Source organism: Bacillus paramycoides (genome assembly GCF_001884235.1).
GTDB lineage: Bacteria > Bacillota > Bacilli > Bacillales > Bacillaceae_G > Bacillus_A > Bacillus_A paramycoides.
In genome coordinates this window covers 1-26,008 of record NZ_MAOI01000069.1, presented here as the reverse complement: position 1 = coordinate 26,008, position 26,008 = coordinate 1, and the positions used below count along the sequence as shown (strand labels likewise).

The following is a 26,008-nucleotide window of genomic DNA, read 5'->3' as shown; positions in this document are numbered from 1 at the left end:
TATTCGAACTATATTTCTAGAAATCACGTCTCCCAAACCCCAAGGATATAAAATCCTTGGGGTTTTTTGATTTTTTCAGGAGAGGTGAAGAGAATGACAGATCAAGAATATATGAGAATTGCCTTGCAGTTAGCACAAGGTACATCAGGACAAACAAGTCCAAATCCTATGGTTGGTGCTGTTGTTGTAAAGGATGGAAATATTGTTGGAATGGGTGCTCACTTATGTGCTGGTGAAGAACACGCTGAAGTTCATGCTCTTCACATGGCTGGTGAAAGGGCAAAAGGCGCTACCGTTTATGTAACACTTGAACCGTGTAGCCATTTTGGAAAAACACCACCTTGCTGTGAATCACTCATTGAAAAAGGAGTCCAGCGTGTTGTAATTGCTACCCTTGATTGCAATCCACTCGTTTCCGGTAATGGAAAAAGGAGATTAAAAGCATCCGGAATCGAGGTAACTACCGGTGTTCTTGAAGCGGAAGCAACTTTATTAAATCGATACTTTTTCCACTATATGAAAACGAAACGTCCATTTGTAACAATAAAAACAGCAATGAGCTTAGATGGAAAAACAGCGACTGTAACCGGTGAAAGTAAGTGGATTACAGGTGAAGAAGCGCGAGCTGATGTTCACCGATATCGTCATATGCATGATGCTATCCTTGTCGGTGTGAATACAGTTATAACTGATAATCCACACTTAACAACAAGAATTCCAAACGGAGGTAAACATCCTATACGCGTTATTTTAGATACCCACTTACGAACGCCGCCATCTTCTCATGTCATAACAGATGGCTTAGCTCCGACATGGATTATTGTCGGTAAGGATGTAAATAAAGAGCAAATAGCATCTTATGAATCTAACAATATAGCTGTATTCCAAATGAAAACGAAGCAAATTGAAATACAAGATGTCCTATCCCTACTCGGGGAGAAACAAATTCTTTCTCTATTCGTTGAAGGTGGTCAAACAGTACATGCAAGTTTCTTAAAAACAAATAGTTTTAATGAAATTGTGACCTATATAAGCCCGAGATTAATCGGTGGAAAAGATGCACCTACTTTATTTGGCGGAAATGGTTTTTCAAAATTACAAGATGCACTTCCCTTAACAATTCAAGAGATGAAACAAATTGGTAATGATATAAAAATTGTTGCAACCTTAAAAAGCGAGGTGACGGAATGTTTACAGGAATTGTAGAAGAGTTAGGAACGATATCAAGCATGACTCAAAGTGGGGAAGCAATGAAGTTAACTATTAGCGCAAATCAAATTTTATCAGATGTCAAGTTAGGTGATAGCATCGCAGTTAATGGGATTTGCTTAACCGTGACTCATTTTACGACTACTTCATTCACCGTCGATGCAATGCCTGAAACTATGAAAGCAACATCACTTCGTATGCTAAAGCCAAGTGCCAAAGTAAATTTAGAACGGGCAATGGCTGCGAACGGACGATTCGGTGGACATTTCGTCACCGGACATATAGATGGCATCGGTACGATTTTAACTACAAAACAACATTACAATGCCATCTATTACAAAATAGCAATTTCTGATGAATTACTACGCTATTGTTTGCATAAAGGATCCGTTTCTGTTGATGGCACTAGTTTGACAATATTTGATATAGACGAATCTTCAATTACAATCTCACTCATCCCACACACAGTAAGCGAATCTGTCATCGGAGAAAAAAAAGCCGGAGATATCGTAAATATTGAGTGTGACATGATTGGTAAATATATTGAACGCTTTATTTCAAAACCGGTAAAAAAAACAGATTCAATGACCGAAAGCTTTTTACAAGAAAATGGATTTCTATAAGGGGGAAGCACAATGTTTCATCGTATTGAAGAAGCTCTAGAAGATTTAAAACAAGGAAAAGTCGTTATCGTATGTGATGATGAAAACCGAGAAAATGAAGGCGATTTTATTGCTTTAGCAGAGTTCATTACACCAGAAACGATTAATTTTATGATTACACACGGTCGTGGCCTCGTTTGCGTACCGATTACAGAACAATGCGCAGAGCGTCTACAGTTAGAACCGATGGTTTCTCATAATACAGATTCACATCATACTGCGTTTACAGTAAGTATTGATCATATTTCTACAACTACAGGGATTAGCGCTCACGAACGTGCAACTACGATACAAGAATTGTTAAATCCTACATCAAAAAGTGCTGATTTCAATCGCCCTGGACATATCTTTCCATTAATTGCGAAAGAAGGCGGTGTCTTGCGCCGTGCTGGTCATACAGAAGCTGCTGTCGATTTAGCCAAACTTTGCGGAGTAGAACCAGCTGGGGTCATTTGCGAGATTATAAATGAAGATGGGACGATGGCACGTGTACCTGATTTACTGCAGTGCGCAAAACAATTTGATATAAAAATGATTACAATTGAAGATTTGATTGCTTATCGCCGCCATCATGAAACGCTTGTAACGAGAGAAGTGGAAATTACATTACCTACTGATTTCGGTACGTTTCATGCAATTGGCTATTCTAACTCATTAGACACGAAAGAACATATCGCACTCGTAAAAGGTGATATTTCAACAGGTGATCATATACTTGTACGTGTCCATTCAGAATGCTTAACAGGTGATGTATTCGGTTCGTGCCGCTGTGACTGCGGACCACAGCTACATGCTGCGCTTGCTCAAATTGAGCGTGAAGGAAAAGGGGTTCTTCTCTATATGAGACAAGAAGGACGAGGCATTGGGCTTCTTAATAAGCTTCGCGCTTATAAATTACAAGAAGAAGGCTTTGATACTGTAGAAGCAAATGAAAAACTCGGGTTCCCAGCAGATCTTCGTGATTACGGTATTGGGGCTCAAATTTTAAAAGATTTAGGCTTACAAAGGTTACGATTATTAACGAATAATCCACGAAAAATTGCTGGCTTACAAGGTTACGATTTAGAAGTAATCGAGCGTGTACCATTGCAAATGCCAGCAAAAGAAGAAAATAAAACGTATTTACAAACGAAAGTAAACAAATTAGGACATTTATTAAACTTATAATTAAGGGAGAGATAAAATATGGTATTCGAAGGTCATTTAGTTGGTACAGGTTTAAAAGTTGGGGTTGTTGTTGGACGTTTTAATGAGTTTATTACAAGCAAGTTACTCGGCGGGGCTTTAGATGGATTAAAGCGCCACGGTGTAGAAGAAAATGATATTGACGTTGCATGGGTTCCTGGTGCATTCGAAATTCCTTTGATCGCTAAAAAGATGGCCAATAGCGGAAAGTATGATGCTGTTATTACATTAGGTACAGTAATCCGTGGTGCTACAACACATTACGATTACGTTTGTAATGAAGTAGCAAAAGGTGTTGCGTCTTTATCACTACAAACAGACATTCCAGTTATTTTCGGGGTATTAACGACAGAAACAATTGAACAAGCGATTGAACGTGCAGGTACAAAAGCTGGTAATAAAGGATATGAATCAGCAGTTGCTGCAATCGAAATGGCTCACTTATCAAAACAATGGGCTTAAAAAAAGAGGCTACGGCCTCTTTTTTTATTTTATTTTTTCACCTTTTTTCGTACATCTTCTATTAATTCATCCATCGTTTTTCCTTCTGTTTTTATACGAAGAGTTTGTGCTGTTCTCCACACATTTTCTCTCTTTTTCGATTCTTCTATAATATAAATTTCTTTCCGCACTTCTTTTAAATCTTTTCCTTCTGTTTCAAGTCCAAAATGCTCAGCTTTCGTTCGAAAATGTTGTTCAATTCTTTGTTGCATTTCTTTTTGTTCAGGATTTTCAGCCGCCTTAACTGGATCAGCACTTATCGCTTTTATTAAAATAAGACAAGTCATAATAGCTAATATATATTTGTGCATGTAAAATCCTCCAACCCAATATAAATTACTTTTTTACTATGTACAATTGGGCCTTGGAAAATTCGTCCACAAAAATTCTTTTTCTCGATTAAAAGGCAATAGTATCAAGCGTTAATGGCTTTTTATTACATTTTATTTACAAAAAAAGCAAACTCTTAAAAGAGTTTGCTTTTCATCTATATTATAATGCACATTCTTCAATCTCAAATCCTAAATCTTCAATCATACCCCAGTCCGCAGTCGGCTCTTGTCCAGCTGTCGTTAAATAATCGCCGACAAAAATAGAGTTTGCTGCAAATAAACCGAGCGGCTGTACAGAACGTAAATTGATTTCGCGTCCTCCTGAAATACGAATTTCTTTTGTTGGGTTTACAAAACGCATCATCGCCAACACTTTTAAACATTCTACAGGTGTTAACTCTTTTTGTCCTTCAAGCGGCGTCCCCTTTACAGCAACAAGGAAATTGCAAGGAATAGAATCTGCATCTATACGTTGTAATTCAAAGGCAATTTCAGCACGTTGTTCAATTGTTTCTCCCATTCCAAAAATCGCCCCAGAGCATGGTGAAATGCCGGCTTGCTTCGCCTTTTGAACTGTATCAACACGATCGTCATACGTATGAGTTGAGCAAATACTATCATAATTATTTTCATGTGTATTTAAGTTGTGGTTATAACGATGCACACCAGCCTCTGCTAAACGTCCTGCTTGATCTTCGTTTAAGAAACCTAAACAACAACAAATCTTCAAATCTGTCGTTTCACGAATCTCCTTAACTGCTCCAATTACGTGATTTACTTCTTTATCCGTCGGACGACGTCCAGATGCTACAATACAATATGTACCTGCTTTACGGCGAATTGCTTCATGTGCTCCTTCTACAATTTTCTCCTGCGTTAACCATGCATATTTATCAATCGGTGCTTCTGAAATAATAGACTGTGAACAATACCCGCAATCTTCAGGACATAAGCCTGATTTCGTATTAATAATCATATTCAATTTTACTTTCTTACCAAAATGATGATGGCGAATGATATAAGCTGCATTCATAATTTCTAAAACTTCTGTGTCGTCAGCTTCTAATATCGCTATTGCATCTTCTTTCGTAATCATTTTCTCTTCTACTACGTCGTATGCAAGTTTTTTCCAATCCCTTTTTGTTTGTACTTGTTTCATTTCATCTCTTCCCCTCTTTTGTTATATACGTAAATAAAGCATGATATGTTGCCATTATCCCTTCTTTTTCCGTGAAGTCTCTTTCGTATATTCGAAGCATCGCCCGAAAGAGTGAAGGACTTTGACAATACGATTCTTCATTACTATTGGTCGCTCCTACTTTTCGAATAGAATGTAGAAACCCCCTAACTTCTGTAAATCTTTCTATGTAACATGTTTCAGAAACATGTACATCTCCTAATGGCATTTTGCATATATTTACCAACTGTTCTTTCGAAACGAAGCGTTGTCCAATTGAAGTACAATTGTGTATCCCCTTTTCTTTCTTAGCACGTTGGAAAGACGTATGTAACTCTTGGAAAGTCGTATTACCAAACGTTGAAAATAATAATATTCCCTCTTCAGACAAATGGTTAAATAAATTTTTCACTGTCGCTTTTAGATCATTTAGCCATTGAAATGTAGCATTTGAAATAATGACATCATATGAATCTTCTAATTTTAATTTCTCAATATCTTCACATCTAAATACAACATTCTCTACTTGTTTCCTAGCCTTCGCCACTGCAATCATCTCATTAGCAAAATCAACAGCTGTAATATGTGCTTTCGGAAATGAATTTGATAATTGCTCTGTTACATATCCAGTTCCACATCCAAGTTCTAAAATACGTATCGATGATGCTTCACTGTACCTTTCTTGCAATATAGAAAGTAACGATTGTGCCATTTTCTTTTGCACGTTTGCATATTGATCGTAAGATACCGCCGCCCCGTTAAACCGTTTTTGCAGTAACATTTTGTTGATCATGTCGTATCCCCTCTACAAATTGAATTATTTCATTTGCACAATATTCAAAATTTGTTATGCATAATGCATGCCCAGCCCCGCTTACTACTTTTAGCGTAGCGTTCGTATTCTTCGTTATACTATGTGCTGCAGACAATGGACATATTACATCCTGCTCTCCATGAAGGAGTAACAACGGGGCTTTAATATCTGTTAATTCATTTCTCATATCTGTTTCTATTAAATAATCTAAACCTAATTGCAAAGACTGAATCGTGTCTCCTTTAAATCGCATTATAATCTCTTCAAAATTCTTATTCTCTTTTAACTCATTTTTTGTAAACATATTTTCATAGAAGCGCTGTAGCGTACTTTCTTTCTGCCTTGCTAAATTCTTTTTCATACGTTCTACAAATGAAGCATTCCACCCACTTGTATAGTCGCTAGTAATTGTAAATTTAGCAGTACCACCTATTAAAACTATACCTTTTGCCTTAATCTTTTTATAAGATTGGATAGCGGCTAGCGCTCCTAATGACCACCCAACTAAAATCACATTTTCATCATTTGCTGCATCTATGATGCGCCTCGCAAATTCACTACTTTCTTTCACATTACGCCACTCTACACATTGAACAGAATATCCTTTAAAATACGGCAGAACTAAAGTCCAAACCTCTTCTTCCATTCCCCATCCAGGAATAAAAATAATCTTCAGCTCCTTCATACTAAAAACCCCTCTTCTTTACCAATACGAATAATATGCTGCGTTGCCCATCTTAAATTGGCTCTTGTATGTTGTGACGTAACTGCAAAGCGAATTCGGGAACTATTGACCGGAACAGTTGGCGGGCGAATTGCAATTGCTGTAATGCCTATCTCTTGCAATTTTTCACTAAAGCGTAGGGCATTTTCATTTGAACCGACTACAATCGGTACAATATGAGTTGAGCTATTCCCAATATCAAAACCAGCTTCTCCTAAACGGTTCCTGAAGTACGCACCATTCGCTATGAGGTTCTCTCTTCTTTCGTGATCTTCTTTCACAATCTCAATTGCTTTTTGTATCGCTCCTAGTGTTCCTGGTGGTAAGGCTGTAGTAAAAATAAAGCTCCTCATCATATTTTGTAAATACTCTATATAAATTGCATCACCTGTTAAATACGCACCATAACACCCTAAAGCCTTACTAAACGTCCCCATATGTATATCAATTTTTTGAGCAATATCTTTTTCTATATGAGATAATCCAGCTCCACTAATTCCGTATATTCCACTCGCATGCGCTTCATCAACTATAATGATTGCCCCGTATTTCTCTTTAAGTTGCACTAAACCTCTCAAATATGCAGTATCACCATCCATACTAAAAACAGTATCTGTTACGATTAATTTCTTCTTTTCAGGTGACGCTATTTTCAACAGCTTCTCTAAATGATCCAAATCATTATGACGATACCTTTTATATTCTGCCCCGCTTAATATAATTCCATCAACAATACTTGCATGATTTAATTTATCACTAAAAACAATATCATGACGACCAACTAACGAAGCAATCGCTCCAACATTCGCGGTATATCCACTATTTACAATTAAGGATCTTTCAGTACCTTTCCAATTACATATACTTCTCTCAACCTCGTCATACAGTGGATAATTTCCTACAACGAGACGAGATGCTGTCGCTCCAGTTCCATATTTTTTTGTACAGACAATAGCAGCTTCTTTCAACCTTTCATCTCCAGCTAATCCTAAATAATTATTTGATGCTAAATTTAGCATCCTTTTCTTATCTCGAATAAGCCATGTCTCTTCTGCTTGCTCTGTTACATGCAAATTGCGATACTGCCCTTGCTCATTTAATTGTTGTAATTTAGATTGAAGATGTGTGCGCCACATTTGATTCATTTTGGACGAACTCCTCTAATTTTGAAATCATTATATATTCTTTTGCAGATTCCAAGACTTCTTCTTTTGTAAACTCACCTTCAAAGAATGGTAATAAACCTAAAACCGGTACCCCACTCAATTCTTCAATCATTTCTTTATTTTCTTGTACTCTTTCCATTTCACATTCTTTACAACCAGATAAAATGACACCTGCCACTGTTAATCCTTGTGCCTTTGCGTAAGCTATTGTTAAAATTGTATGATTTACTGTTCCTAGTGTAGGACGTGCTACTACAATAAGAGGCAGCTTTAATTCTTTTGCGAAATCGATTACTAGAGCGTCTTCTGTATATGGGACGGCAAGCCCACCAGCTCCTTCTACAAATAGGCTATTAAACTCTTTTAATAACTCTTCATAGTGCGCAATAATTTCTTTTAACTTTACGACTCTTCCAGCTCTTTTCATGGCAAGTCTCGGAGCAAGTGGTTCTTCAATTGAATAAGGGCAAATTTCATCTTCTTTTGTCGGTACACCCGATAATGCTTTTAACCTTGCTGCATCCCCATCTGGATTTGACGCAACATGTCCACTTTGCAACGGTTTAAATACACCAACATTATACCCACGCTCACGAAATATACCTGCTAAGGCCCCTGCCACTACAGTTTTTCCAACTTCCGTATCTGTTGCTGTTATAAAGAAACCACTCATCATTCTTCCTCCGTAACATCTGAGATTGCTTTATATAAAATGCGTAACATCTCATCAATTTCAGCCATTGTAGATGCAAGAGGAGGCATAAATACAATGGTGTTACCAAGTGGACGTAAAATCATGCCTAACTCTCTTGAGCGTTTACACACTTGAACGCCGACTCTTTCTGTCCATTCAAACGATTCTTTCGTTTCCTTATTTTTAACAAGTTCAATGCCAACCATTAGCCCGCACTGACGAATATCTCCTACGTGCTTATATTCATTAAGCGCTTCTAATTGTTTTGCTACATATTCCGTTTTATACGCAACATCTTCTATTAAATTAGTTTTTTCATATAGTTCTAAATTTGCAATTGCTACAGCACACCCTAACGGATTCCCTGTATAACTATGACCATGGAAAAACGTTTTTTGTTCTTCATAGTCTCCTAAAAAGGCATTATAAATTTCATCTGTCGTTACCGTAATCGCCACCGGTAAATAACCACCTGTTAAACCTTTTCCCGCAGTTAAAATGTCTGGCGTCACATTCTCATGTTCACATGCAAACATTTTTCCGGTACGTCCAAATCCCGTCGCTACCTCATCTGTAATAAATAATACATTGTATTTTGTACATAAATCGCGAAGCCCTTTTAAATATCCTTTCGGCATTGTAATCATCCCGCCAGCACCTTGCATTAATGGCTCCACAATAATCGCTGCTACTTCTTCATGTTTTTCTTTCAGTAGCTCTTCCATTTCTTCTAAATGTTTTTTTACAATTTGTTCCTTATTATCTCCATAAGGAGAACGATATGTATACGGATAAGGCATTTTAATTGCTTCAAATAAGAGTGAACTATACACTTGGTGAAACAAGTCTATTGCTCCTACTGAAACAGCACCAATTGTATCACCGTGATATGCTTCTTTTAATGTAACAAATCTTTGTTTTCTCGGTTTCCCTTTATGCTGCCAATATTGAAAAGCCATCTTAATTGCAATTTCAACAGCGGTTGAACCAGAGTCTGAATAAAATACTTTCTTCAAGCCTTCTGGTACAACATCAATTATTTTTTCTGCTAATAAAATAGATGGAACGTTAGCAAGTCCCAACATAGTAGAATGTGCAATTTTATTTAATTGCTCACGAATTGCTTCATCTAGTTCCGGTACTTGATGCCCATGCACATTTAACCAAATAGACGAAACACCGTCCCAATATTCATTTCCATTTACATCGTATAGCTTTCTTCCCTCTCCACGTTCAATAATGACAGGATCTTCTTCTAAATAATCTTTCATTTGTGTAAATGGATGCCATACATAGGCTTTATTTTTCTCCGATAATTCTTCATATGTATAAGGTAATTTTTCATTCGTATTACTACTAACAGTCACAATTGTCACCCCTAATGTTAACTAGTTTATAAATACAGTTAACATTAAATCTAAATGACTGTCAATTATTTTTAAATCAAAAGGTTCTTAAAAAAGAACAACTTATCATACGATAAGTTGTTCTACCTTCCATGCTTTACCTTTCCAATTTCTAAAATAATTTCTTCATCTTTTTTTCCTTCTGTATCAATTCCAAGTTGTTTTGCATGCTCAATTAATAGATCGTGTCGCTGCTCAAATCTGGCAGTGTCTACTTCTTTTCCAATCACTTCTTTTGTTTTTCCCTCGGTAGAAACACCTAGTTTCGCTGCTGTTTTTTCCATTGATTTCTTCTCTTCAGTTTCTTTTACTTTTTTCACTTCTGACTGCTGTATTTTGTATTTGTCTGGTTGGTCTGAGGAGGCTGCAAAAGCTGTGTAAATTCCAGCACCACTCCCAACAACTAATAAGGTTGTAAAAAGAACTATTTTTTTCTTCACTCTTTTCTCCCCCTTTCACTTTCATTATAACGCACAAATTTAGAGCTTTAAAAACATTTTCCCTTTATTCCCCTTAAAAAATCTTGAATGTTTTTATTGACATGTGAGACGAATATATGATAAAAATTTAACTAACATCATATGAATCGGCGTTGATAGGATTTAGTAGTATTTCGATTTCTGATTTCAGAGAGCTGGTGGTCGGTGCGAACCAGTACAGAGCGATTTATGAATTACCCCCTGGAGCTTCTTTTACGAAACGTGAGGAGTAGTGAAAGACGGTTATAGACCGTTATGTCTAAAGAGTGGTGAAACGACACTGTTTCACAATTTAGGGTGGTACCGCGAATTTTTCGTCCCTGCATATATTGCAGGGGCGTTTTTATTTTATTAGCGCATATCATACGACCCTTTATTTCGTGATACATTCATTTCACAAGCTAGGGTGGTACCGCGATTTCTTCGTCCCTGCATAATTATATGCAGGGACGTTTTTTTATCCAATCATTTCCGTATCATATAGAATTATTAACAATTACCGGTAATTTGTCACAAAATTCTAAATTTTAGAAGGAAATATACAATATTGGCGAATTTTATATAAAAAAGACTATTTTCGATTAATTAGGAGGGGAAAACAATGGTTTCAAAAATTGAATCTGTTCTTTTAACAATTTTTATCTTTTTCTGTATTGGTTTTAGTGTTATTCAATTAGAAGTTTCACCGCATATCCCAATTTTATTCGGTATCGTTATTTTATTAGCGTTTGGCTTTATGAAAAAAATCTCTTGGTCTACTATGGAAAAAGGGATGATCAGTAGTATTTCAGCTGGTATTCCATCTATATTTATTTTCTTACTTGTAGGCGTATTAATCAGCGTTTGGATCGCAGCTGGAACAATTCCAACTTTAATGGTATACGGCTTCCAACTTGTATCTCCGAAAATTTTCATTCCAACTGTTTTTGTTGTTTGTGCAATTGTTGGAACGAGTATTGGTAGTGCGTTTACAACTGCTGCAACCGTAGGCCTTGCCTTTATGGGCATGGGTAGTGCTCTTGGATACGATCCAGCTCTTATCGCCGGTGCAATTATTTCTGGTGCTTTCTTTGGAGATAAAATGTCTCCTTTATCTGATACAACAAACTTAGCTCCAGCTGTAACGGGTGTAGATTTATTTGAACATATTCGTAACATGCTTTGGACAACAGTCCCTGCTTTCATTATTGCTTTTATTGCATTTTTCATTTTAGGCAGCGGCACTAAAGGCGACGTTGATTTTACAACCTTTATTAGTACATTAGAAAAAAATGCAACGATTTCTATCGTTACACTTATTCCGATTTTATTACTATTCCTATTCGCATTTAAAAAGGTGCCCGCAGTTCCAACATTACTTGCTGGAATCGTAGTAGGAATCATTATTCTCTTTATTTTCAAGCCAAGTACGTCTCTACCTGATTTAATGAAAATTATGCAGGACGGTTACATTTCAAAAACTGGTATAAAAGATATTGATAGCTTATTATCTCGCGGTGGCTTACAAAGTATGATGATGTCAATTGCTCTTATTTTCCTCGCTCTATGTATGGGTGGTTTACTACAAGGAATGGGTATTATCACACAGCTTATGAATATCATCTCTAGCTTTGTAAAGACAAGTACACGCTTAATCATCTCTACCGCTTCAACTGCAATTGGTGTAAACTTCTTACTCGGCGAACAATACTTATCAATTGTTTTAACAGGACAAGCATTCGCTAACAAATACGATGAAGTCGGTTTAGAACGTCGTAATTTATCACGAGTATTAGAAGATGCTGGTACAGTAATTAATCCGCTCGTACCTTGGGGTGTAAGTGGCGTATTCTTATCAAACGTCCTTAGTGTTCCAACATTCGATTATGTTCCATACGCAATCTTCTGCTTAGCTTGTCCAGTCGTAACTATTATCGTTGGCTTTACTGGATTCGGTCTTTCATGGAAAAAAGAAAAAGCAGTACCAGTTTCATAATATACACATAAAAAAGGATTACCGTAATCGGTAATCCTTTTCTCATACAATACTTTACTATTTACTTGCTTTCTTTCTTCTAAATAACATAAGTAATCCTGCTCCAACAAACGCCAGACCAGCTCCAATTGTAGAAGCAACACTTGCACCTGTTTTCGGTAAATCATGTTCATCTTTTTCAGCTTCTTTATTTTCACTTACAGTTGTTGTTGTTTCTTTTGTATTTTGATCATCTGTTGTAGTTTGTCCAGATCCAGTGTTGTTTCCTTCTTGTTTTGGCTCATTACCATTATTGCCGTCTTCTGTTGTTGGTGGTGTTGGGTTTTCTCCATTATCTGTTGACGGTGTCTTCGGATTTTCTCCATTATCTGTTGACGGTGTCTTCGGATTTTCTCCATCACCTTTCGGTGGCGTCGTTTGATTTCCTCCACCAGTTTCTTTATCATCATTCTTCTTCGTTATATCAATTGCATATTTAGCAAATTCATTTTCAGATGGTCCAACATATGATATTTTTCCATCTTTCTTTATATGCTTTTGTGCATTTGGTGAAGAGTCAAATGTTGTATTTAATTTATCTGCAACAATCGGTTTAAATGTCCAATTTTGATCGGCTGCTGGATCAATAACGGGTGTTTCTTGCATATACTTCACAATGATTTGACGTGTTTCATCTTGTGATTGGTATACAACCTCCCCTTTACTTACACCAGGGAACGTTTGGCTACTTCCACGATAGTTATTTGTCGCTACGATGAACGCTTGATCGTCAGCTACAGGCTTACCTTCATACGTCATATTTACAATACGATTCGTATTTGCATTTACAACTTTTCCATCTTTGTCGTATTTCGCTGGTTGCGTCACATCAATTTCGTATTTTAAACCATCTAAAATATCAAAGTTATATGTAGGATAGTTTACATTTACTAATGGCTGTTCTTCTGTTTTCTTTGGATCGATTTGATTAAACTGACCAGCAGACATTTCAAGCCATTCTTTTACCTGTGCTCCATTTACTTTCACAGCATATAATGTATTTGGATATACATATAAATCTGCAACGTTTTTAATCGCTAAAGTTCCAGCCGGAATATCAGTATAGTATGTAGCACCGTTTCGGCCACCTGCTTTAAATGGTGCTCCTGCAGATAAAACTGGAATCCCCTTATATTTACTATATTGTCCATTTTCAGCAAATAACTTTTCTACATACCATTTTTGGGCATTCGTCACAAGTTGTACAGAAGGATCATCTTGTACTAATGAAAAATAACTATTAATTGGCGCTGTCGTTTTACCTACAGGTGTATTAACATAATTAATTGTTGCTTCGTGGTCATCTTTAATTTCATTAACTAATTTTTGATCTGATTCTACTAATGCGTTTCCTTTACCATCAGCAATCTTACGAAGTTCTGGCTTAGATTGATCCTTTTTTTGTACTTCCCATTTTCCGTTTACCTTTTTCAATTGCATATCAATAATACCTAAGTTACTGCCAAAAACGCCAGGCATTACAACTGGAACTCCATTAAATATATCCTGCACTTCAGTATGTGAATGTCCCATTAATACTGCATCAACATCAGGCACTTCTGTTAAATAAAACGATGCATTTTCCATCCCAACATTGTACCCACTCTTATCAACACCTGAATGAGCTAATGCAACGATAACGTCTGCACCTTCTGCTTTCATTTTCGGTACCATTTTCTTCGCTGTTTGAACAATATCTTTCGCTTTTACTTTTCCTTCTAAATTCGCTTTATCCCAGTTCATAACTTGAGGTGGAACAAATCCCATTACACCAATTTTCACTTTTTGTTTTTCACCTGATTCATCCACTACTTCTTTCTCAAAAATATGATATGGTTTAAAATAATTTTCATCGTTCGCTTCATTATTATCATGATCATCTTTATAAACATTCGAGTTAATAACTGGGAACTTCGTTTTACTAATCACTTTGTTTAAATAATCTAAACCGTAGTTGAATTCATGATTCCCAAGAGAGATGACGTCATACTTCATTAAATTCATTAAACGATATAATGGATGTACATAACTTGGATCAACAGGATTCTTCGGATCATTTATTTTATTCGCCACATAATCCCCAAGCGGCGTCCCTTGCAATGCATCCCCATCATCAAATAGGACAGAGTTCTTCGCTTCTTCACGCGCTTTATTAACAAGGGTTGCAGTTTGCACGAGACCTACTTTATTATCTGTTTTCGTTTGATAATAATCATAATTCATTAAGTTAACGTGAATATCTGATGTTTCTAAAATTCGTAAGTTAACTGTACTCTCCCCAGTTTTTTCCTCTGCATGAGCTGTTGTTGGCAATACTTGCGGCGCTATAACACCAATAGCAAGAGTTGCTCCAGCTAGCATTTTTTTTGACTTTCTCACAAAAAATCCCCCTTATACAATTACCCCAAAATAATGAAATGAATCTCCATCAGTCCCTAACCACATACTTTTTTCTTCTATTAGAGCGACGATTTTCACCTTATCTGACATTATCATATCTAAACTTCTTTCATATCGTCAATATTTTTTGACACACTTCTACAAATTTTCTGTAAAGTTATTGTGAAGTTTTCATAAATATATAATATGCCCTTACATTGCTTATACTGCTGAATATGATACAATTACCAATTACAAGGAGGATGAATTTATGAGAAAAGTCATCTTAACAATTGTTTGTCTCCTCCTTCTAATCATTTCTTATTCTAATTTTGAAAAGAACGATGAGACAAAACAAAAAGAAATTAAAGAAAAAACAGAAAAACCATCTGCTCCAAGTTGGATTGATAAACAAACGAACGACTCCTTTTATCACCTCGTATTAGGTGATTCACTCGCCAAAGGATATGGGTCTACACAGGGGGGATTTGCCGAATTAGCTTCCAGACAACTGGAAGAACAAATTCATAAACCAATTACAGTAGAAAATCTTGGTGTAAATGGCCTTACTACGGATCGTCTCGCTAAAAAAGTTCAGTCCGAAGAAGTTCAACAAAAAATTAGGGAAGCGAATATCATTACTATTAATATTGGGGGAAATAATTTATTTCGCTTAAATCGTGATGTAGGTGTTATAGATGGTATTAAAATGCTAAATAAAGAAAAAGCTCGTTTCGAAACGGATGTAAAAAACATTGTAAAGACAGTTCGAGATCAAAATCCGAATGCTTTACTCATTCTCTCTGAACTCTATAACCCTTTACAACTCGATGACTCCATTGCCAGTTATGCAGATATGTTTTTAGATGGTTGGAATGATTCTGTTTATGCTATTTCAAAAGCGAATCAACCATCTATCGTTTTACCAATTCGAAAATTAATATCGAATGATAAAAAAGATTTACTATTTGACCAAGTACACCCAAATGATAACGGCTATGCGATTATTGCCAATACATTTACAAAGCAAGTGTTATCCTACAAATATTAAGGCGACCATGAAACAATTCTATTTTTATACCTTGTCTTTTTTGTTACAATGATAGTGGAAGGGGGCCTTTACATGGAATCACGTGAGTGGGAACGTATCGTTGATCATCTGCTTTCGCTAGTGCCTCTTTTTTATCGCAAATTTATGCTTCCTGGAGAATTTTCTTCTCAAAGACATATGCCGCCATCACATACACAGGTGTTACTGCTTTTGCATGAAAATGGTACATTAGCAGTTTCAGAAATTGGCAAGCGGCTAGCGATATCACGGCCTAACATGACCCCTCTATTAAACAAACTCATTCAAGAAGAACTAATAGAGCGTCATTATAGCGAAAAAGATCGACGGGTCATTTTAATTTCCCTAACAGCTGAAGGGAAATTGCTAGTAGGTCAGTATCAGCAATTCATTTTAGACAAACTAAAAGAAAATTTCCAAACATTATCTGAGGAAGAGCGCGAAAAGCTCATTTATTCTCTTCAAACCATTCAAAATTTAATTTTGAAAACAAACGTATAAAGCTGCTTCTAAATAGAAGCAGCTTTATGATTCGTAATAATTACCATAATAAACATTTGAATACGGCCATGTCATTAAATATGGCTTTCGCTCTTGCGTATTCTGTTGTTGAGGTTGTTGTAATTGCTGCGGTTGTTGATACACTCCAAATTGTCTTCGCATATCATGTACCGGATAATATGTTGAATACGAGTATACTTGAGGTACGTAATAATAATACATTCATTCTCTCCCCCTTTTTCTTAAACATATTCAACGGAGAAAATGAATGTGACATTCTTTATATTTGTACAAGTGGTTCTCTCACTCGTTTCTTTCTTTTCTTCAAACGTAACTTACGATTCTTTTCATATAAATAATGCACAACGAAATATGAAATTACCCCAAACACAACTCCTATTATCGTCATACCAATCAATACATACACTTCACTCTGTAATAAGCTCTTTAACATTGTGAAAATATGGCTCGAAAACAAATCTGATATCGTAAATGGTTCATGATGTATTTTCTTTACATGAAATGGATAAATCGTTTTCCCTAACGCGTAAGCAAATGGAAATAAAAATACTGGGAGAAACGATATTTTCCCAATAATATTGCCAATGACTGCGGCTGGAAAAGATCCCTTTGCCAACCTGACAATTGGATAAAATATTAAATATACGAGCGATGCCGTATAAATTACTAACATTTCTAAACCAAATCCAATAGCAAAGCCTAACGACACTTTCTTTGCTCCCTCTGGCGATCGCAGTAACTTATAATATTGAAACTTTAATATTCTCCACATCCGCTGAAAAAACGAATATGTCTTCTTAGTTGTTTTCACAATTATCATCTCTTTAACTATATTTTTTCTATCTAGTATGTCCCTACATAATATGAAAAAAAAATTAATTTTCTCTTTTTATTATAAATGATATAGAAATAATTAACCAAATATACATCCGACATTTCAATAAAAAAAACCTTCCTTTTCAGGAAGGTTTTCCAGTATTTTGAAACAAACTCACTAATAACGCTTTTTGAGCATGCAATCGATTACCAGCTTGCTCAAAGACAACAGACTGTGGCCCGTCTATTATCTCTCCTGTTACTTCTTCTTCACGATGGGCAGGTAAACAGTGTAAGAAACGATATGTTTCCTTCGCATGCATAACAAGTTCTTTATTGATTTGGTAAGGTTGAAATAAAGTATATTTCTCTTCTTCTCCCTCTTGCCCCATGCTCATCCAAACGTCAGTATAAATAAAGTCCGCTTCGTTTACCGCTAATTCAGGATTATGCAAAATTTCAATTTCAGCTCCTGTTTCTTCAGCAATCGCTAACGCTTTTTTTACAATTTCCTCATTCGGTTCATACCCTACGGGCGTTGCAACAGTCATATTCATTCCGACTTTTGCACTCGCTAGCAACAATGAATGACATACATTATTCCCATCACCTACATAAGCCAATTTAATTCCTTTAAACGCATGAACTTCTTCATATATCGTCATTAAATCTGCCAACGCTTGACAAGGGTGATGATCATCCGTTAATCCATTAATAACAGGAATACTCGATTCTTTCGCAAGCTCTTCTACATCCGAATGTGAGAATGTACGTATCATAATCCCATCAATATAATGAGACAGTACTTTCGCAGTATCTGACACCGTTTCTCCTCTACCCATTTGCATCTCTTTTCCATTTAAAAACATTCCATGTCCTCCAAGCTGTACCATCCCTGCTTCAAAAGAAACGCGAGTACGAGTTGAATGTTTATCAAAAATGAGACCTAATATTTTTCCTTGTAATAAAGGCTCCTGCTTATTCTTTTTTAAATATATAGCAAATTCAATTAAAGAAATGATTTCTTCTTGCGTTAATTCCTCTAGTGTTAAAAGATCTTTCGTATTTAATTTCGGTACTTGTACAGTTGACATGAAGTTTCCCCCTTATATAATTGATACTTTTTTTGTACAAACTACTTTTTTTATCATATATACTGCCTGTTCTAATTCTTCATTCGTTACAATAAGTGGCGGTAATAGTCTTATAACATTAGGTCCTGCTTGTAATACGAGAAGTCCTGCTTCTTCTAGTTGTTCTATAAAACTTGCAACTTCATGCTTACACTCAATCCCAATCATAAGCCCCTTACCACGTATATTTTGAATACATTCGACATGTCGTAATTCCTCTCGCAACTTCTCTAATACGTACTCGCCCTTTTCCTTTACTTTTTTTAAAAACGATGGTTTCTTACTTACTTGCAATACTTCTTTCACTGCAGCCATTGCAATATAATTCCCACCAAACGTTGAACCGTGTGATCCTGCAGTAAACGACGTTCCAAGTTCTTTCCGGCCAATCATCGCTCCAACGGGAATGCCATTTCCAAGAGCCTTAGCAGTGGTAACGATATCAGGATCTATTCCCATTTGTTCGTAAGCAAATAGTGTTCCTGTTCTTCCGATCCCTGTTTGTACTTCGTCTATAATAAATAATGAACCGAACTTATTACATAATGTTTCAATCGCTTTCAAAAAAGATAGATCAGCAGGTATTACTCCTCCCTCTCCTTGAACAACTTCTACCATTACCGCCGCAACTTCTTCATTCATTACTTCCTCTAACGCCTTAATATCGTTAAAAGGGGTATGTAAAAAAGACGGAAGTAGTGGACCAAATCCTTCTTTCACTTTATTTTGCCCCGTCGCACTCATCGTTCCGAATGTTCTACCGTGAAAAGATTGCTCACATGTTACGACGAGAGATTTTTCAGTATGCTTACGGGCTAACTTCAAAGCAGCTTCATTCGCCTCTGCTCCGCTATTACAGAAAAACACATAATCTAATGCTATATTTTCTGTTAATAATGACGCGACTTCTTCTTGTAAGCTGTTTGTAAACAGGTTAGATATATGCCATATATCATCAAGTTGCTCTTGTACAGCTTTCATAACAGTAGGGTGACAATGTCCTAAATTACATACGCCAATTCCCGACGTAAAATCTAAATACTGGTTACCATTTTTATCAATAACTTTCGTTCCATTTCCCTTTACAAACTCAATATTTCTTCTCCCATACGTTTGAAAAAGATGACTTGTCATACGATACTCACTCCTTTCGTTACCGTCGTTCCGATACACTCTCCTGTAACTTCAGTAAAATCTTTTGTACCGTTCACAATACTTACCTTTTGCACTCCCATTTTTAAAGATGTCAGTGCCGCCTGTACTTTCGGAATCATCCCGCCTGTAATAACTCCTTTTTCTATAAAAGTAACAATTTCAGATTCGTCCGTTTTCTTTACCAATTTTCCTTCATGTAATATTCCATCTACATCCGTAATAAAAATGAGTTCTTTTGCGGATAATGCGACCGCAATTCCAGCTGCAGCGGTATCAGCATTTATGTTATAAATCTCATTATCATTTATCCCGATTGGAGCAATAACAGGAATATAATTCATATTTATTAATCCTTTTAATAAGGCTGTTTCTACATAACTTACTTCTCCCACATATCCTATCCCTTCGCTGGCAGGTTGAACTTGAAGTAAATTACCGTCACACCCTGAAAGCCCCACTGCAAGTAAATTATGCTTTTGTAAATTCATTACAAACTTTTTATTCGTACTTCCGCATAGCACCATTTGAACAACATCCATAACCTCTTTCGGCGTTACTCGTAATCCATCTTTCTTTTCTACCTTGATATTATAGTCTTCTAACTTAGCATCAATTTCTGGGCCACCGCCATGGACAATCACTACCTTATACTTCTGTTGCAATTTCTTTATGCACTCAAAAAACGCACTATTTAATCGATTCAACATGCTCCCGCCGCATTTAACTACAATATAATCACTCATCTTCTCTCTCCTTATGTACGATAACAAGCGTTTATTTTCACATATTCATAACTTAAGTCGCAGCCCCAAGCAGATCCAGTTTCTTCTCCTAAATGTAAATACACATCAATAATAATTTCATGTTCTTGTAATTTTTTTTTCATTCCCTCTGCAGAAAACATTTGAGGTTCACTATTTTTTAACACATTGATAGATTGAAGGGTGATATCAATTGTATTTGGATTAATAGCTACTTCACTTTGGCCAATACTACTAATTATTCGCCCCCAATTTGGGTCTTCACCGTATATTGCTGTTTTCACAAGACTCGAACCGACAATTTGCTTTGCGATTTTCTTTGCTTCTTCGTTTGTTCGAGCCCCTAGCACATTTACTTCTATTAACTTCGTAGCCCCTTCACCATCTTGCGCAATTTTTTTTGCTAAATCTTCACATACCTTTTGTAAAGCAACTACGAAAGTTTCCCACTCTTTATGTTCCATACTTATTGGCTTCGTTTCTGATAATCCACTTGCCATAACGATGACCATATCATTCGTAGAAGTATCTCCATCCACCGTAATTTGATTAAATGTATGATTCGTAATTTGTGATAGTGCTGTTTGTAATACGTCATGCTCTATATTAGCGTCTGTTGTAATAAAACTAAGCATCGTTGCCATATTGGGATGAACCATCCCAGAACCTTTTGCGACCCCAGCAATTGTTACTTCTTTTCCGTCAATTATCATCTCATAGCAAGATTCTTTCGTCATAAGATCCGTCGTTAAAATCGCTTCACAAAAAGAATGAGCTTCACTTACTTCCTTTGTTGGTACAAGTGATTCAATTCCCTCTCGAATTATATCCATCGGTAAAGGTACTCCAATTACACCTGTTGAAGCGACCGCGACGTAATTCGTTTTTACTCCAAAGTGTTCAGCTCCTAATGTTCGCATCTCGTAAGCATCTTGCAATCCTTTCATTCCCGTACAAGCATTTGCATTTCCACTATTAACGACGATTACTTGTAATTTCCCTTCCGCCGCTATACTATCTTTCGTTACTTGCAACGGCGCTGCTTGCATTTGATTTGTTGTATAAACAACGGCACACGATGCTGGCACTTCACAAATGATTACACCTATATCCTTTTTCTCCTTTTTCAAACCATTTGCAGTACCAATTGCCGAAAAGCCTTTCGGAGTGACAATTGAACCATTTTCTAATTTATTAATGGACGATTCTTTAATCATAATTTCCCCCTTATGGATAAAGCGGTATATGCTGTAAACCCGTTGCCTCTTCCAATCCCGCTAATATATTTGCATTTTGAATCGCTTGCCCCGCTGCACCTTTCATCATATTATCTATAACAGAAACTACTGTAATTCTTTCTGTTCTTTCATCGTAGGCTAACCCAATATCACAATAATTTGAGCCTCTTACTTCTTTCGGGCTTGGGAATTTTCCTTGAGAACGAATTCGAACGAAAGCTGAGTTGTGATACGTTTCTTCATACAACTTTTGAAGTTGTTGCATTTTGATTTTTTGTTTTACTTTTGCATAGAGTGTAACCATAATCCCTCGTGATATCGGTATTAAATGTGTACTAAATGTAATTGGCTTCGCTTCATCATTCCATTCTATAAGCATTTGCTCAATCTCAGGAACGTGCTGATGCTTATTTACTTTATAAATGTGAAGATTATCGTATAGTTCTGGAAAGTGAGTCATTGTTGTTGGTGTTTTTCCCGCTCCTGATACTCCTGACTTTGCATCTATAATAATTGAATCTTCTTCAACTATCCCGTTTTGCATTAACGGCGCTACCGCTAGCAATGTCGCTGTTGCAAAACATCCCGGATTTGCAATTAATTCAGCGCACCTAACCTCTTCCCTTTTCCATTCGCTTAATCCATACACTGCTTTTCTGAGAATCTCTCCCTTTGCAGCTGGCCGCTTATACCACATTTCATATAGCGAAGGATCTACCATACGAAAGTCACCCGATAAATCAATTACTTTTAAACCTACTTCTAATAATTTTGGTGTGAGCTCCACAGATACTCCCGCGGGCGTTGCTAAAAATACAATCTCCGCTACCTTCCTTATTTCATCCACATCAATTTCTTGCAACTTATGAACGAGAACACTCCGCAAATGCGGATATGCATTCGCTATACATTCACCAACTTGCGAAAAGGAGTGGAGAGATGCTATTGAGAAGTAGGGGTGTTGCTCTAATAACCTAATTAATTCAATACCTCCATATCCAGTTGCTCCAATAATTGCGACTTTCATATGCTCCTCCTTAAATCGATTCTTTAAATTAAGTATGATTATAATATTGTATATTTATAGAGTCAATTAAATATTTATTAATTTTAAAAACTTTAAAAACTTAATTTTACTAGAAAAATAATATACGCAGATGAATTTTTATACAAAAATTATGTATGGTAGTATTTTTATTTCACTTCAAGTACAATAAAACAATACATGTATACATATGGGCGGGGAAAAACATGAATGAAAAATTAATTGAGAAAATGATTACAAAAAGTTTTCGGCAATATCAATGTAATCCTGTTTCAAAAGAGGATCAGGAAATGTTAATTAAACATATTCAAACGATAATTCATTCAAATACTGAAATTGATGTGTACGAGGCGGTTGAAGATATCGTTTACGATTATGTGACCGGAAAATAAAAAAATAGGAGATTTCCATATGGAAATCTCCTATTTTTTACTTAATGATTTACCTGCAACACGTTCAAATACCCCCGGGAATAATGCATAGAGCTTCGGCCCAATTCCCATCCACTTCGGCAAGTTTACTTCACGTTTTTTCGTTTGCATCGCCTTTACGATTTGTTCTGCTACATATGTTGGTTTTAACATGTAACGTCCCATATTTTTCACATATGTACCTGATTGATCGGCTATTTCAAAAAAGTTCGTATCTATCGGTCCCGGGTTAATTGCTGTTACATACACATTTGTGTTAGATAACTCCATACGTAAACTATTCGTAAATCCTAATACAGCGTGTTTTGTTGCTGCATAAGCACTCGACTTCGGAGTTGCAATTTTTCCAGCCAATGAAGCAATATTTATAATTTGTCCTTCGTTCCTTGTTACCATATAAGGTAATACTGCTTTCGTACAAGCTACTAATCCAAATACATTTACTTGAAACATATCCTTTACTTCATCCATTGACGCATCTTCAAATGTTTTAAAAATACCAAATCCCGCATTGTTTACCAATATATCAATACGTCCTACTTCTTGTAATACCTTTGAAAAAACTGATTGTACTTTCGTTTCTTCACTTACATCTAATACATAGTAATAGCAAGGCGTATTATAAGTTGCTTTAATTTTTTCTGCTAATGCTTGTAGTTTCTCTTCTGTTCGAGCCATTAATACTGGAGTCGCTCCTTGCTCCGCAACCTGCATTGCGACTTGCTCTCCAATTCCACTAGAAGCACCTGTAATGACGATTACTTTTTCTTGTAAACGTCCCGTCATTGCTGTCACCTACTTTGCATAATAAATCAATTGTTGTGAAGATTCATCAATCATCACTTGTTGATTATATGCTAAAAAGTCTAATTGTCCAACAGTTTCTGAGATAGTAAGTGGCAATTGTTCTTTATATAATACCGGAAATAATTTTACACATACTTCAAATGCTGTCATTGGCTTTTCTTTTAATAACTCAAGCACTTTAAACGCTCGTGTTTCTTGCTTTTGTAACCTCGTTTCAATAAGTTGTTTCACATTCAAAACATCTTCCCCATGTCCTGATAAAATACGTGAAATATTCATCTCACTTAAACGTTTTAACGTTTGATTGTACTGCAATAATGGACGTGCTCTTTCTGTTTGCCCTTCATATGGTGGTTCTAATATTGGATTAGAAGAAATATGACTAATGAGCGCATCCCCACCAATTAATATTCCATCAGATTCTCTATATAATGAAATATGAGTAGAAGCATGACCTGGCGTTTCAATCACTGTAAATCCAGGTAACGAATCTATACGATCTCCCTCTCTCACAGTGTGTGTTAACGATCTATTACAAGAATATTTAAGTGTCTTCGTCGTCAATAGTGCCTCATCATTCAAAAATGCTGCTGGAACTCCGAACTGTAGTGCTGTCTCTTTAAAAAATTCATGATACCGCTTTAAAAACTCGGCATTCTGCGTAATCCATGGTTCATTCCAAGGATGTCCGATAATATTTACTTTTTCAGAAAATGTATTTAAAAGTCCACAATGATCCGCATGGTGATGCGTAATCACTACCGTTTCAATATCTTCTATCTTATATCCTAATACATCTAAATGACTTTCTAGTGCCTTCTTTGCCTCTTCTGTATTTGTCCCTGTATCAATTAACGTTAATGTTTCTCCCTCAACTAAAAACACATTCACTGTCTCAACTGCAAATGGAACAGGAATCTCCATTCGATGAATCGCCGTCATGCTTAGCCCCCCCTGTTTCTTTCCGGTTCAAAAATGAATACCTCTTCAGTTTACAACTTCTCCACAAATTTGTCATTATTTTCAGATAAAAAGAGGTATTTCCCCCAAAAAAACGAATGTATGTACATTTATAAGCATTTCTAACCAAATTTAAAGGAGGAACATCATGTCTATTCAAAATATTTCCTTTCTCGGTGCAGGCTCTATTGCCGAAGCAATTATTGGTGGTTTATTAGACGCAAATGTTGTCAAAGGGGAACATATTACTGTAAGTAATCGTTCTAACGAGACACGATTACAGGAGTTACATAAAAAATACGGGACTAAAGGTACACATAACAAAAAAGAATTACTTACTGATGCAAATATTCTTTTTCTAGCTATGAAGCCAAAAGATGTCGCAGAAGCGATTATCCCTCTTAAAGAACATATAAATAACAACCTGCTTATTATCTCGTTATTGGCAGGTGTTTCTACCCATTCAATTAGAAACCTACTTCAAAAAGACATTCCGATTATTCGTGCAATGCCAAATACATCTGCGGCTATTTTAAAATCTGCTACCGCCATCTCACCTTCAGAACATGCAACGGAAGAACATATTCGCACTGCAACAGCTTTATTTGAGACGATTGGCCTCGTCTCTGTTGTAGAGGAAGAAGATATGCATGCTGTCACTGCATTATCCGGAAGCGGACCAGCTTATATTTATTACGTAGTGGAAGCAATGGAAGAAGCTGCAAAAAAAATTGGTCTGAAAGAAACTGTTGCAAAATCACTTATTCTTCAAACGATGATTGGTGCTGCTGAAATGCTAAAAGCAAGTGAAAAACACCCTTCTATTTTGCGAAAAGAAATTACTTCTCCTGGCGGAACTACCGAAGCAGGAATAGAAGTATTACGGGAGCATAATTTTCAACAAGCACTAGTTTCATGTATTACACAAGCGACGAAACGATCACATGATCTCGGAAAAACATTAGAACAAATCACAAACGAAAAATAGAAAACGGAGCTCAACTTTATTTGAGCTCCGTTTTCTCATAATTATTCTTAATTATTACTCTTCCCAAAGATCTCTTCTTGCAGACGACGACCTGTCGGTGTTGCTGCAAGTCCACCTTCAGCTGTTTCACGAAGTGCTACTGGCATCGTTTGTCCGATTCTAAACATCGCCTCAATTACTTCGTCACATGGAATTGTGCTAGTTACACCAGCTAATGATAAATCAGCTGAAATCATGGCATTTGAAGCACCTGCTGCATTCCGTTTTACACAAGGTACTTCTACAAGCCCTGCAACAGGATCACATACTAAACCAAGCATGTTCTTTAAAGAAATCGCCAT

28 protein-coding genes and 1 other annotated feature are annotated in these 26,008 nt (G+C 36.3%); of the genes, 9 read left to right on the top strand and 19 right to left on the bottom strand.

Annotation, left to right across the window (positions count from 1 at the left end; all coding sequences use genetic code 11):
- Positions 1 to 93 precede the first annotated feature (93 nt).
- The 4 genes from ribD to ribH are packed head-to-tail and all read left to right on the top strand — an operon-like array spanning position 94 to position 3,518.
- On the top strand, positions 94 to 1,206 hold the full coding sequence (gene ribD / locus BAU28_RS12565) for a bifunctional diaminohydroxyphosphoribosylaminopyrimidine deaminase/5-amino-6-(5-phosphoribosylamino)uracil reductase RibD (RefSeq protein WP_071718721.1): 1,113 nt from the start codon (positions 94 to 96) through the stop codon (positions 1,204 to 1,206).
- On the top strand, positions 1,188 to 1,832 hold the full coding sequence (gene ribE, locus BAU28_RS12560; protein WP_071718720.1) for a riboflavin synthase: 645 nt from the start codon (positions 1,188 to 1,190) through the stop codon (positions 1,830 to 1,832). The genes ribD and ribE overlap by 19 nt, the downstream gene beginning before the upstream one ends.
- A 12-nt stretch (positions 1,833 to 1,844) precedes the next feature.
- On the top strand, positions 1,845 to 3,038 hold the full coding sequence (ribBA, locus tag BAU28_RS12555) for a bifunctional 3,4-dihydroxy-2-butanone 4-phosphate synthase/GTP cyclohydrolase II (RefSeq protein ID WP_071718719.1): 1,194 nt from the start codon (positions 1,845 to 1,847) through the stop codon (positions 3,036 to 3,038).
- A gap of 18 nt (positions 3,039 to 3,056) precedes the next feature.
- Complete coding sequence (ribH, locus tag BAU28_RS12550; RefSeq protein WP_000230892.1) at positions 3,057 to 3,518, top strand: 6,7-dimethyl-8-ribityllumazine synthase; 462 nt, start codon at positions 3,057 to 3,059, stop codon at positions 3,516 to 3,518.
- Positions 3,519 to 3,547: 29 nt separating this feature from the next.
- Here ribH and BAU28_RS12545 read toward each other — a convergent pair whose 3' ends face one another.
- The 8 genes from BAU28_RS12545 to BAU28_RS12510 all read right to left on the bottom strand — a co-directional run bounded on the left by BAU28_RS12545 (position 3,548) and on the right by BAU28_RS12510 (position 10,310).
- The gene (locus BAU28_RS12545) at positions 3,548 to 3,868 is read right to left on the bottom strand and encodes a hypothetical protein (protein WP_048374117.1); all 321 of its coding nucleotides are present in this window, start codon (positions 3,866 to 3,868) and stop codon (positions 3,548 to 3,550) included.
- A 181-nt stretch (positions 3,869 to 4,049) separates the two neighbouring features.
- Complete coding sequence (gene bioB / locus BAU28_RS12540) at positions 4,050 to 5,048, bottom strand: biotin synthase (protein ID WP_002173341.1); 999 nt, start codon at positions 5,046 to 5,048, stop codon at positions 4,050 to 4,052.
- Between the two features lies 1 nt (position 5,049).
- Positions 5,050 to 5,859, bottom strand: coding sequence for a malonyl-ACP O-methyltransferase BioC (gene bioC, locus BAU28_RS12535; RefSeq protein ID WP_071718718.1), 810 nt, complete (start codon positions 5,857 to 5,859; stop codon positions 5,050 to 5,052).
- Positions 5,825 to 6,565 carry an alpha/beta fold hydrolase gene (locus BAU28_RS12530; RefSeq protein WP_071718717.1) on the bottom strand — a complete coding sequence of 247 codons (741 nt, stop codon included), beginning with the start codon at positions 6,563 to 6,565 and terminating at the stop codon, positions 5,825 to 5,827. Before BAU28_RS12530 ends, bioC begins: the two co-directional genes overlap by 35 nt.
- Complete coding sequence (bioF, locus tag BAU28_RS12525) at positions 6,562 to 7,749, bottom strand: 8-amino-7-oxononanoate synthase (RefSeq protein ID WP_071718716.1); 1,188 nt, start codon at positions 7,747 to 7,749, stop codon at positions 6,562 to 6,564. Before bioF ends, BAU28_RS12530 begins: the two co-directional genes overlap by 4 nt.
- Positions 7,715 to 8,443 carry a dethiobiotin synthase gene (gene bioD, locus BAU28_RS12520; RefSeq protein ID WP_071718715.1) on the bottom strand — a complete coding sequence of 243 codons (729 nt, stop codon included), beginning with the start codon at positions 8,441 to 8,443 and terminating at the stop codon, positions 7,715 to 7,717. Before bioD ends, bioF begins: the two co-directional genes overlap by 35 nt.
- Entirely contained in the window at positions 8,443 to 9,831 is a 1,389-nt protein-coding gene (gene bioA, locus BAU28_RS12515) for an adenosylmethionine--8-amino-7-oxononanoate transaminase (RefSeq protein ID WP_071718714.1), read from the bottom strand. Before bioA ends, bioD begins: the two co-directional genes overlap by 1 nt.
- Before the next feature lie 122 nt (positions 9,832 to 9,953).
- A complete protein-coding gene (locus BAU28_RS12510) occupies positions 9,954 to 10,310 on the bottom strand; it encodes a hypothetical protein (protein ID WP_071718713.1) in 357 nt (118 codons plus the stop codon).
- A gap of 143 nt (positions 10,311 to 10,453) precedes the next feature.
- Positions 10,454 to 10,674: a binding site (T-box leader), on the top strand.
- Between the two features lie 276 nt (positions 10,675 to 10,950).
- Between BAU28_RS12510 and nhaC the strand changes: the two genes are divergently transcribed.
- Positions 10,951 to 12,324, top strand: a complete 1,374-nt coding sequence (gene nhaC, locus BAU28_RS12505) for a Na+/H+ antiporter NhaC (protein ID WP_071718712.1) — start codon at positions 10,951 to 10,953, stop codon at positions 12,322 to 12,324.
- Positions 12,325 to 12,381: 57 nt separating this feature from the next.
- Here the strand turns inward: nhaC and cpdB are convergent, their stop codons facing one another.
- The gene (cpdB, locus tag BAU28_RS12500; protein WP_071718711.1) at positions 12,382 to 14,742 is read right to left on the bottom strand and encodes a bifunctional 2',3'-cyclic-nucleotide 2'-phosphodiesterase/3'-nucleotidase; all 2,361 of its coding nucleotides are present in this window, start codon (positions 14,740 to 14,742) and stop codon (positions 12,382 to 12,384) included.
- A 271-nt stretch (positions 14,743 to 15,013) separates the two neighbouring features.
- Here cpdB and BAU28_RS12495 point away from each other — a divergent pair, with 271 nt between their 5' ends.
- Positions 15,014 to 15,793, top strand: coding sequence for a GDSL-type esterase/lipase family protein (locus BAU28_RS12495; RefSeq protein ID WP_002173351.1), 780 nt, complete (start codon positions 15,014 to 15,016; stop codon positions 15,791 to 15,793).
- A gap of 72 nt (positions 15,794 to 15,865) precedes the next feature.
- Positions 15,866 to 16,312: a MarR family winged helix-turn-helix transcriptional regulator gene (locus BAU28_RS12490; protein WP_002173352.1), complete on the top strand. Its 447-nt coding sequence runs from the start codon at positions 15,866 to 15,868 to the stop codon at positions 16,310 to 16,312.
- Positions 16,313 to 16,336: 24 nt separating this feature from the next.
- Here BAU28_RS12490 and BAU28_RS12485 read toward each other — a convergent pair whose 3' ends face one another.
- From BAU28_RS12485 to argC, 7 genes are all read right to left on the bottom strand, one after another.
- Entirely contained in the window at positions 16,337 to 16,534 is a 198-nt protein-coding gene (locus BAU28_RS12485; RefSeq protein ID WP_071718710.1) for a hypothetical protein, read from the bottom strand.
- A gap of 58 nt (positions 16,535 to 16,592) precedes the next feature.
- Positions 16,593 to 17,144 (bottom strand): DUF2062 domain-containing protein, encoded by a 552-nt coding sequence (locus BAU28_RS12480; RefSeq protein ID WP_025150106.1) that lies wholly within the window; start codon positions 17,142 to 17,144, stop codon positions 16,593 to 16,595.
- Between the two features lie 148 nt (positions 17,145 to 17,292).
- The gene (argF, locus tag BAU28_RS12475; protein ID WP_071718709.1) at positions 17,293 to 18,243 is read right to left on the bottom strand and encodes an ornithine carbamoyltransferase; all 951 of its coding nucleotides are present in this window, start codon (positions 18,241 to 18,243) and stop codon (positions 17,293 to 17,295) included.
- 12 nt (positions 18,244 to 18,255) lie between these two features.
- Entirely contained in the window at positions 18,256 to 19,416 is a 1,161-nt protein-coding gene (locus BAU28_RS12470) for an acetylornithine transaminase (protein ID WP_071718708.1), read from the bottom strand.
- On the bottom strand, positions 19,413 to 20,180 hold the full coding sequence (gene argB / locus BAU28_RS12465) for an acetylglutamate kinase (RefSeq protein ID WP_071718707.1): 768 nt from the start codon (positions 20,178 to 20,180) through the stop codon (positions 19,413 to 19,415). Before argB ends, BAU28_RS12470 begins: the two co-directional genes overlap by 4 nt.
- 11 nt (positions 20,181 to 20,191) lie before the next feature.
- Positions 20,192 to 21,415 carry a bifunctional glutamate N-acetyltransferase/amino-acid acetyltransferase ArgJ gene (argJ, locus tag BAU28_RS12460; RefSeq protein ID WP_071718706.1) on the bottom strand — a complete coding sequence of 408 codons (1,224 nt, stop codon included), beginning with the start codon at positions 21,413 to 21,415 and terminating at the stop codon, positions 20,192 to 20,194.
- Positions 21,416 to 21,425: 10 nt separating this feature from the next.
- Complete coding sequence (gene argC, locus BAU28_RS12455) at positions 21,426 to 22,463, bottom strand: N-acetyl-gamma-glutamyl-phosphate reductase (RefSeq protein ID WP_071718705.1); 1,038 nt, start codon at positions 22,461 to 22,463, stop codon at positions 21,426 to 21,428.
- A gap of 224 nt (positions 22,464 to 22,687) precedes the next feature.
- Between argC and BAU28_RS12450 the strand changes: the two genes are divergently transcribed.
- A complete protein-coding gene (locus BAU28_RS12450; protein WP_002145860.1) occupies positions 22,688 to 22,873 on the top strand; it encodes a YqzH family protein in 186 nt (61 codons plus the stop codon).
- A 30-nt stretch (positions 22,874 to 22,903) separates the two neighbouring features.
- On the opposite strand, the gene BAU28_RS12445 is transcribed toward BAU28_RS12450, so the two are convergent.
- Together BAU28_RS12445 and BAU28_RS12440 are read right to left on the bottom strand one after the other, a co-directional pair.
- On the bottom strand, positions 22,904 to 23,698 hold the full coding sequence (locus tag BAU28_RS12445; protein WP_048374133.1) for an SDR family oxidoreductase: 795 nt from the start codon (positions 23,696 to 23,698) through the stop codon (positions 22,904 to 22,906).
- 9 nt (positions 23,699 to 23,707) lie between these two features.
- Positions 23,708 to 24,661, bottom strand: coding sequence for an MBL fold metallo-hydrolase (locus tag BAU28_RS12440; RefSeq protein WP_002173369.1), 954 nt, complete (start codon positions 24,659 to 24,661; stop codon positions 23,708 to 23,710).
- 166 nt (positions 24,662 to 24,827) lie between these two features.
- On the opposite strand from BAU28_RS12440, the gene proI reads away from it, so the two are divergent.
- The gene (proI, locus tag BAU28_RS12435) at positions 24,828 to 25,667 is read left to right on the top strand and encodes a pyrroline-5-carboxylate reductase ProI (protein WP_071718704.1); all 840 of its coding nucleotides are present in this window, start codon (positions 24,828 to 24,830) and stop codon (positions 25,665 to 25,667) included.
- A gap of 47 nt (positions 25,668 to 25,714) precedes the next feature.
- Here proI and BAU28_RS12430 read toward each other — a convergent pair.
- A partial coding sequence (locus BAU28_RS12430; protein WP_208610968.1) for an L-serine ammonia-lyase, iron-sulfur-dependent, subunit alpha occupies positions 25,715 to 26,008 on the bottom strand: 294 nt, incomplete at its 5' end.

Excerpts from the sequence above, each read along its gene's own strand:
- ribD (WP_071718721.1), top strand. The coding sequence starts at position 94 with ATGACAGATCAAGAATATATGAGAATTGCCTTGCAGTTAGCACAAGGT.
- ribE (WP_071718720.1), top strand. The coding sequence starts at position 1,188 with ATGTTTACAGGAATTGTAGAAGAGTTAGGAACGATATCAAGCATGACT.
- ribBA (WP_071718719.1), top strand. The coding sequence starts at position 1,845 with ATGTTTCATCGTATTGAAGAAGCTCTAGAAGATTTAAAACAAGGAAAA.
- ribH (WP_000230892.1), top strand. The coding sequence starts at position 3,057 with ATGGTATTCGAAGGTCATTTAGTTGGTACAGGTTTAAAAGTTGGGGTT.
- BAU28_RS12545 (WP_048374117.1), bottom strand. The coding sequence starts at position 3,868 with ATGCACAAATATATATTAGCTATTATGACTTGTCTTATTTTAATAAAA.
- bioB (WP_002173341.1), bottom strand. The coding sequence starts at position 5,048 with ATGAAACAAGTACAAACAAAAAGGGATTGGAAAAAACTTGCATACGAC.
- bioC (WP_071718718.1), bottom strand. The coding sequence starts at position 5,859 with ATGATCAACAAAATGTTACTGCAAAAACGGTTTAACGGGGCGGCGGTA.
- BAU28_RS12530 (WP_071718717.1), bottom strand. The coding sequence starts at position 6,565 with ATGAAGGAGCTGAAGATTATTTTTATTCCTGGATGGGGAATGGAAGAA.
- bioF (WP_071718716.1), bottom strand. The coding sequence starts at position 7,749 with ATGAATCAAATGTGGCGCACACATCTTCAATCTAAATTACAACAATTA.
- bioD (WP_071718715.1), bottom strand. The coding sequence starts at position 8,443 with ATGAGTGGTTTCTTTATAACAGCAACAGATACGGAAGTTGGAAAAACT.
- nhaC (WP_071718712.1), top strand. The coding sequence starts at position 10,951 with ATGGTTTCAAAAATTGAATCTGTTCTTTTAACAATTTTTATCTTTTTC.
- BAU28_RS12495 (WP_002173351.1), top strand. The coding sequence starts at position 15,014 with ATGAGAAAAGTCATCTTAACAATTGTTTGTCTCCTCCTTCTAATCATT.
- BAU28_RS12490 (WP_002173352.1), top strand. The coding sequence starts at position 15,866 with ATGGAATCACGTGAGTGGGAACGTATCGTTGATCATCTGCTTTCGCTA.
- BAU28_RS12485 (WP_071718710.1), bottom strand. The coding sequence starts at position 16,534 with ATGTATTATTATTACGTACCTCAAGTATACTCGTATTCAACATATTAT.
- argF (WP_071718709.1), bottom strand. The coding sequence starts at position 18,243 with ATGTCAACTGTACAAGTACCGAAATTAAATACGAAAGATCTTTTAACA.
- BAU28_RS12470 (WP_071718708.1), bottom strand. The coding sequence starts at position 19,416 with ATGACAAGTCATCTTTTTCAAACGTATGGGAGAAGAAATATTGAGTTT.
- argB (WP_071718707.1), bottom strand. The coding sequence starts at position 20,180 with ATGAGTGATTATATTGTAGTTAAATGCGGCGGGAGCATGTTGAATCGA.
- argJ (WP_071718706.1), bottom strand. The coding sequence starts at position 21,415 with ATGATTAAAGAATCGTCCATTAATAAATTAGAAAATGGTTCAATTGTC.
- argC (WP_071718705.1), bottom strand. The coding sequence starts at position 22,463 with ATGAAAGTCGCAATTATTGGAGCAACTGGATATGGAGGTATTGAATTA.
- BAU28_RS12450 (WP_002145860.1), top strand. The coding sequence starts at position 22,688 with ATGAATGAAAAATTAATTGAGAAAATGATTACAAAAAGTTTTCGGCAA.
- BAU28_RS12445 (WP_048374133.1), bottom strand. The coding sequence starts at position 23,698 with ATGACGGGACGTTTACAAGAAAAAGTAATCGTCATTACAGGTGCTTCT.
- BAU28_RS12440 (WP_002173369.1), bottom strand. The coding sequence starts at position 24,661 with ATGACGGCGATTCATCGAATGGAGATTCCTGTTCCATTTGCAGTTGAG.
- proI (WP_071718704.1), top strand. The coding sequence starts at position 24,828 with ATGTCTATTCAAAATATTTCCTTTCTCGGTGCAGGCTCTATTGCCGAA.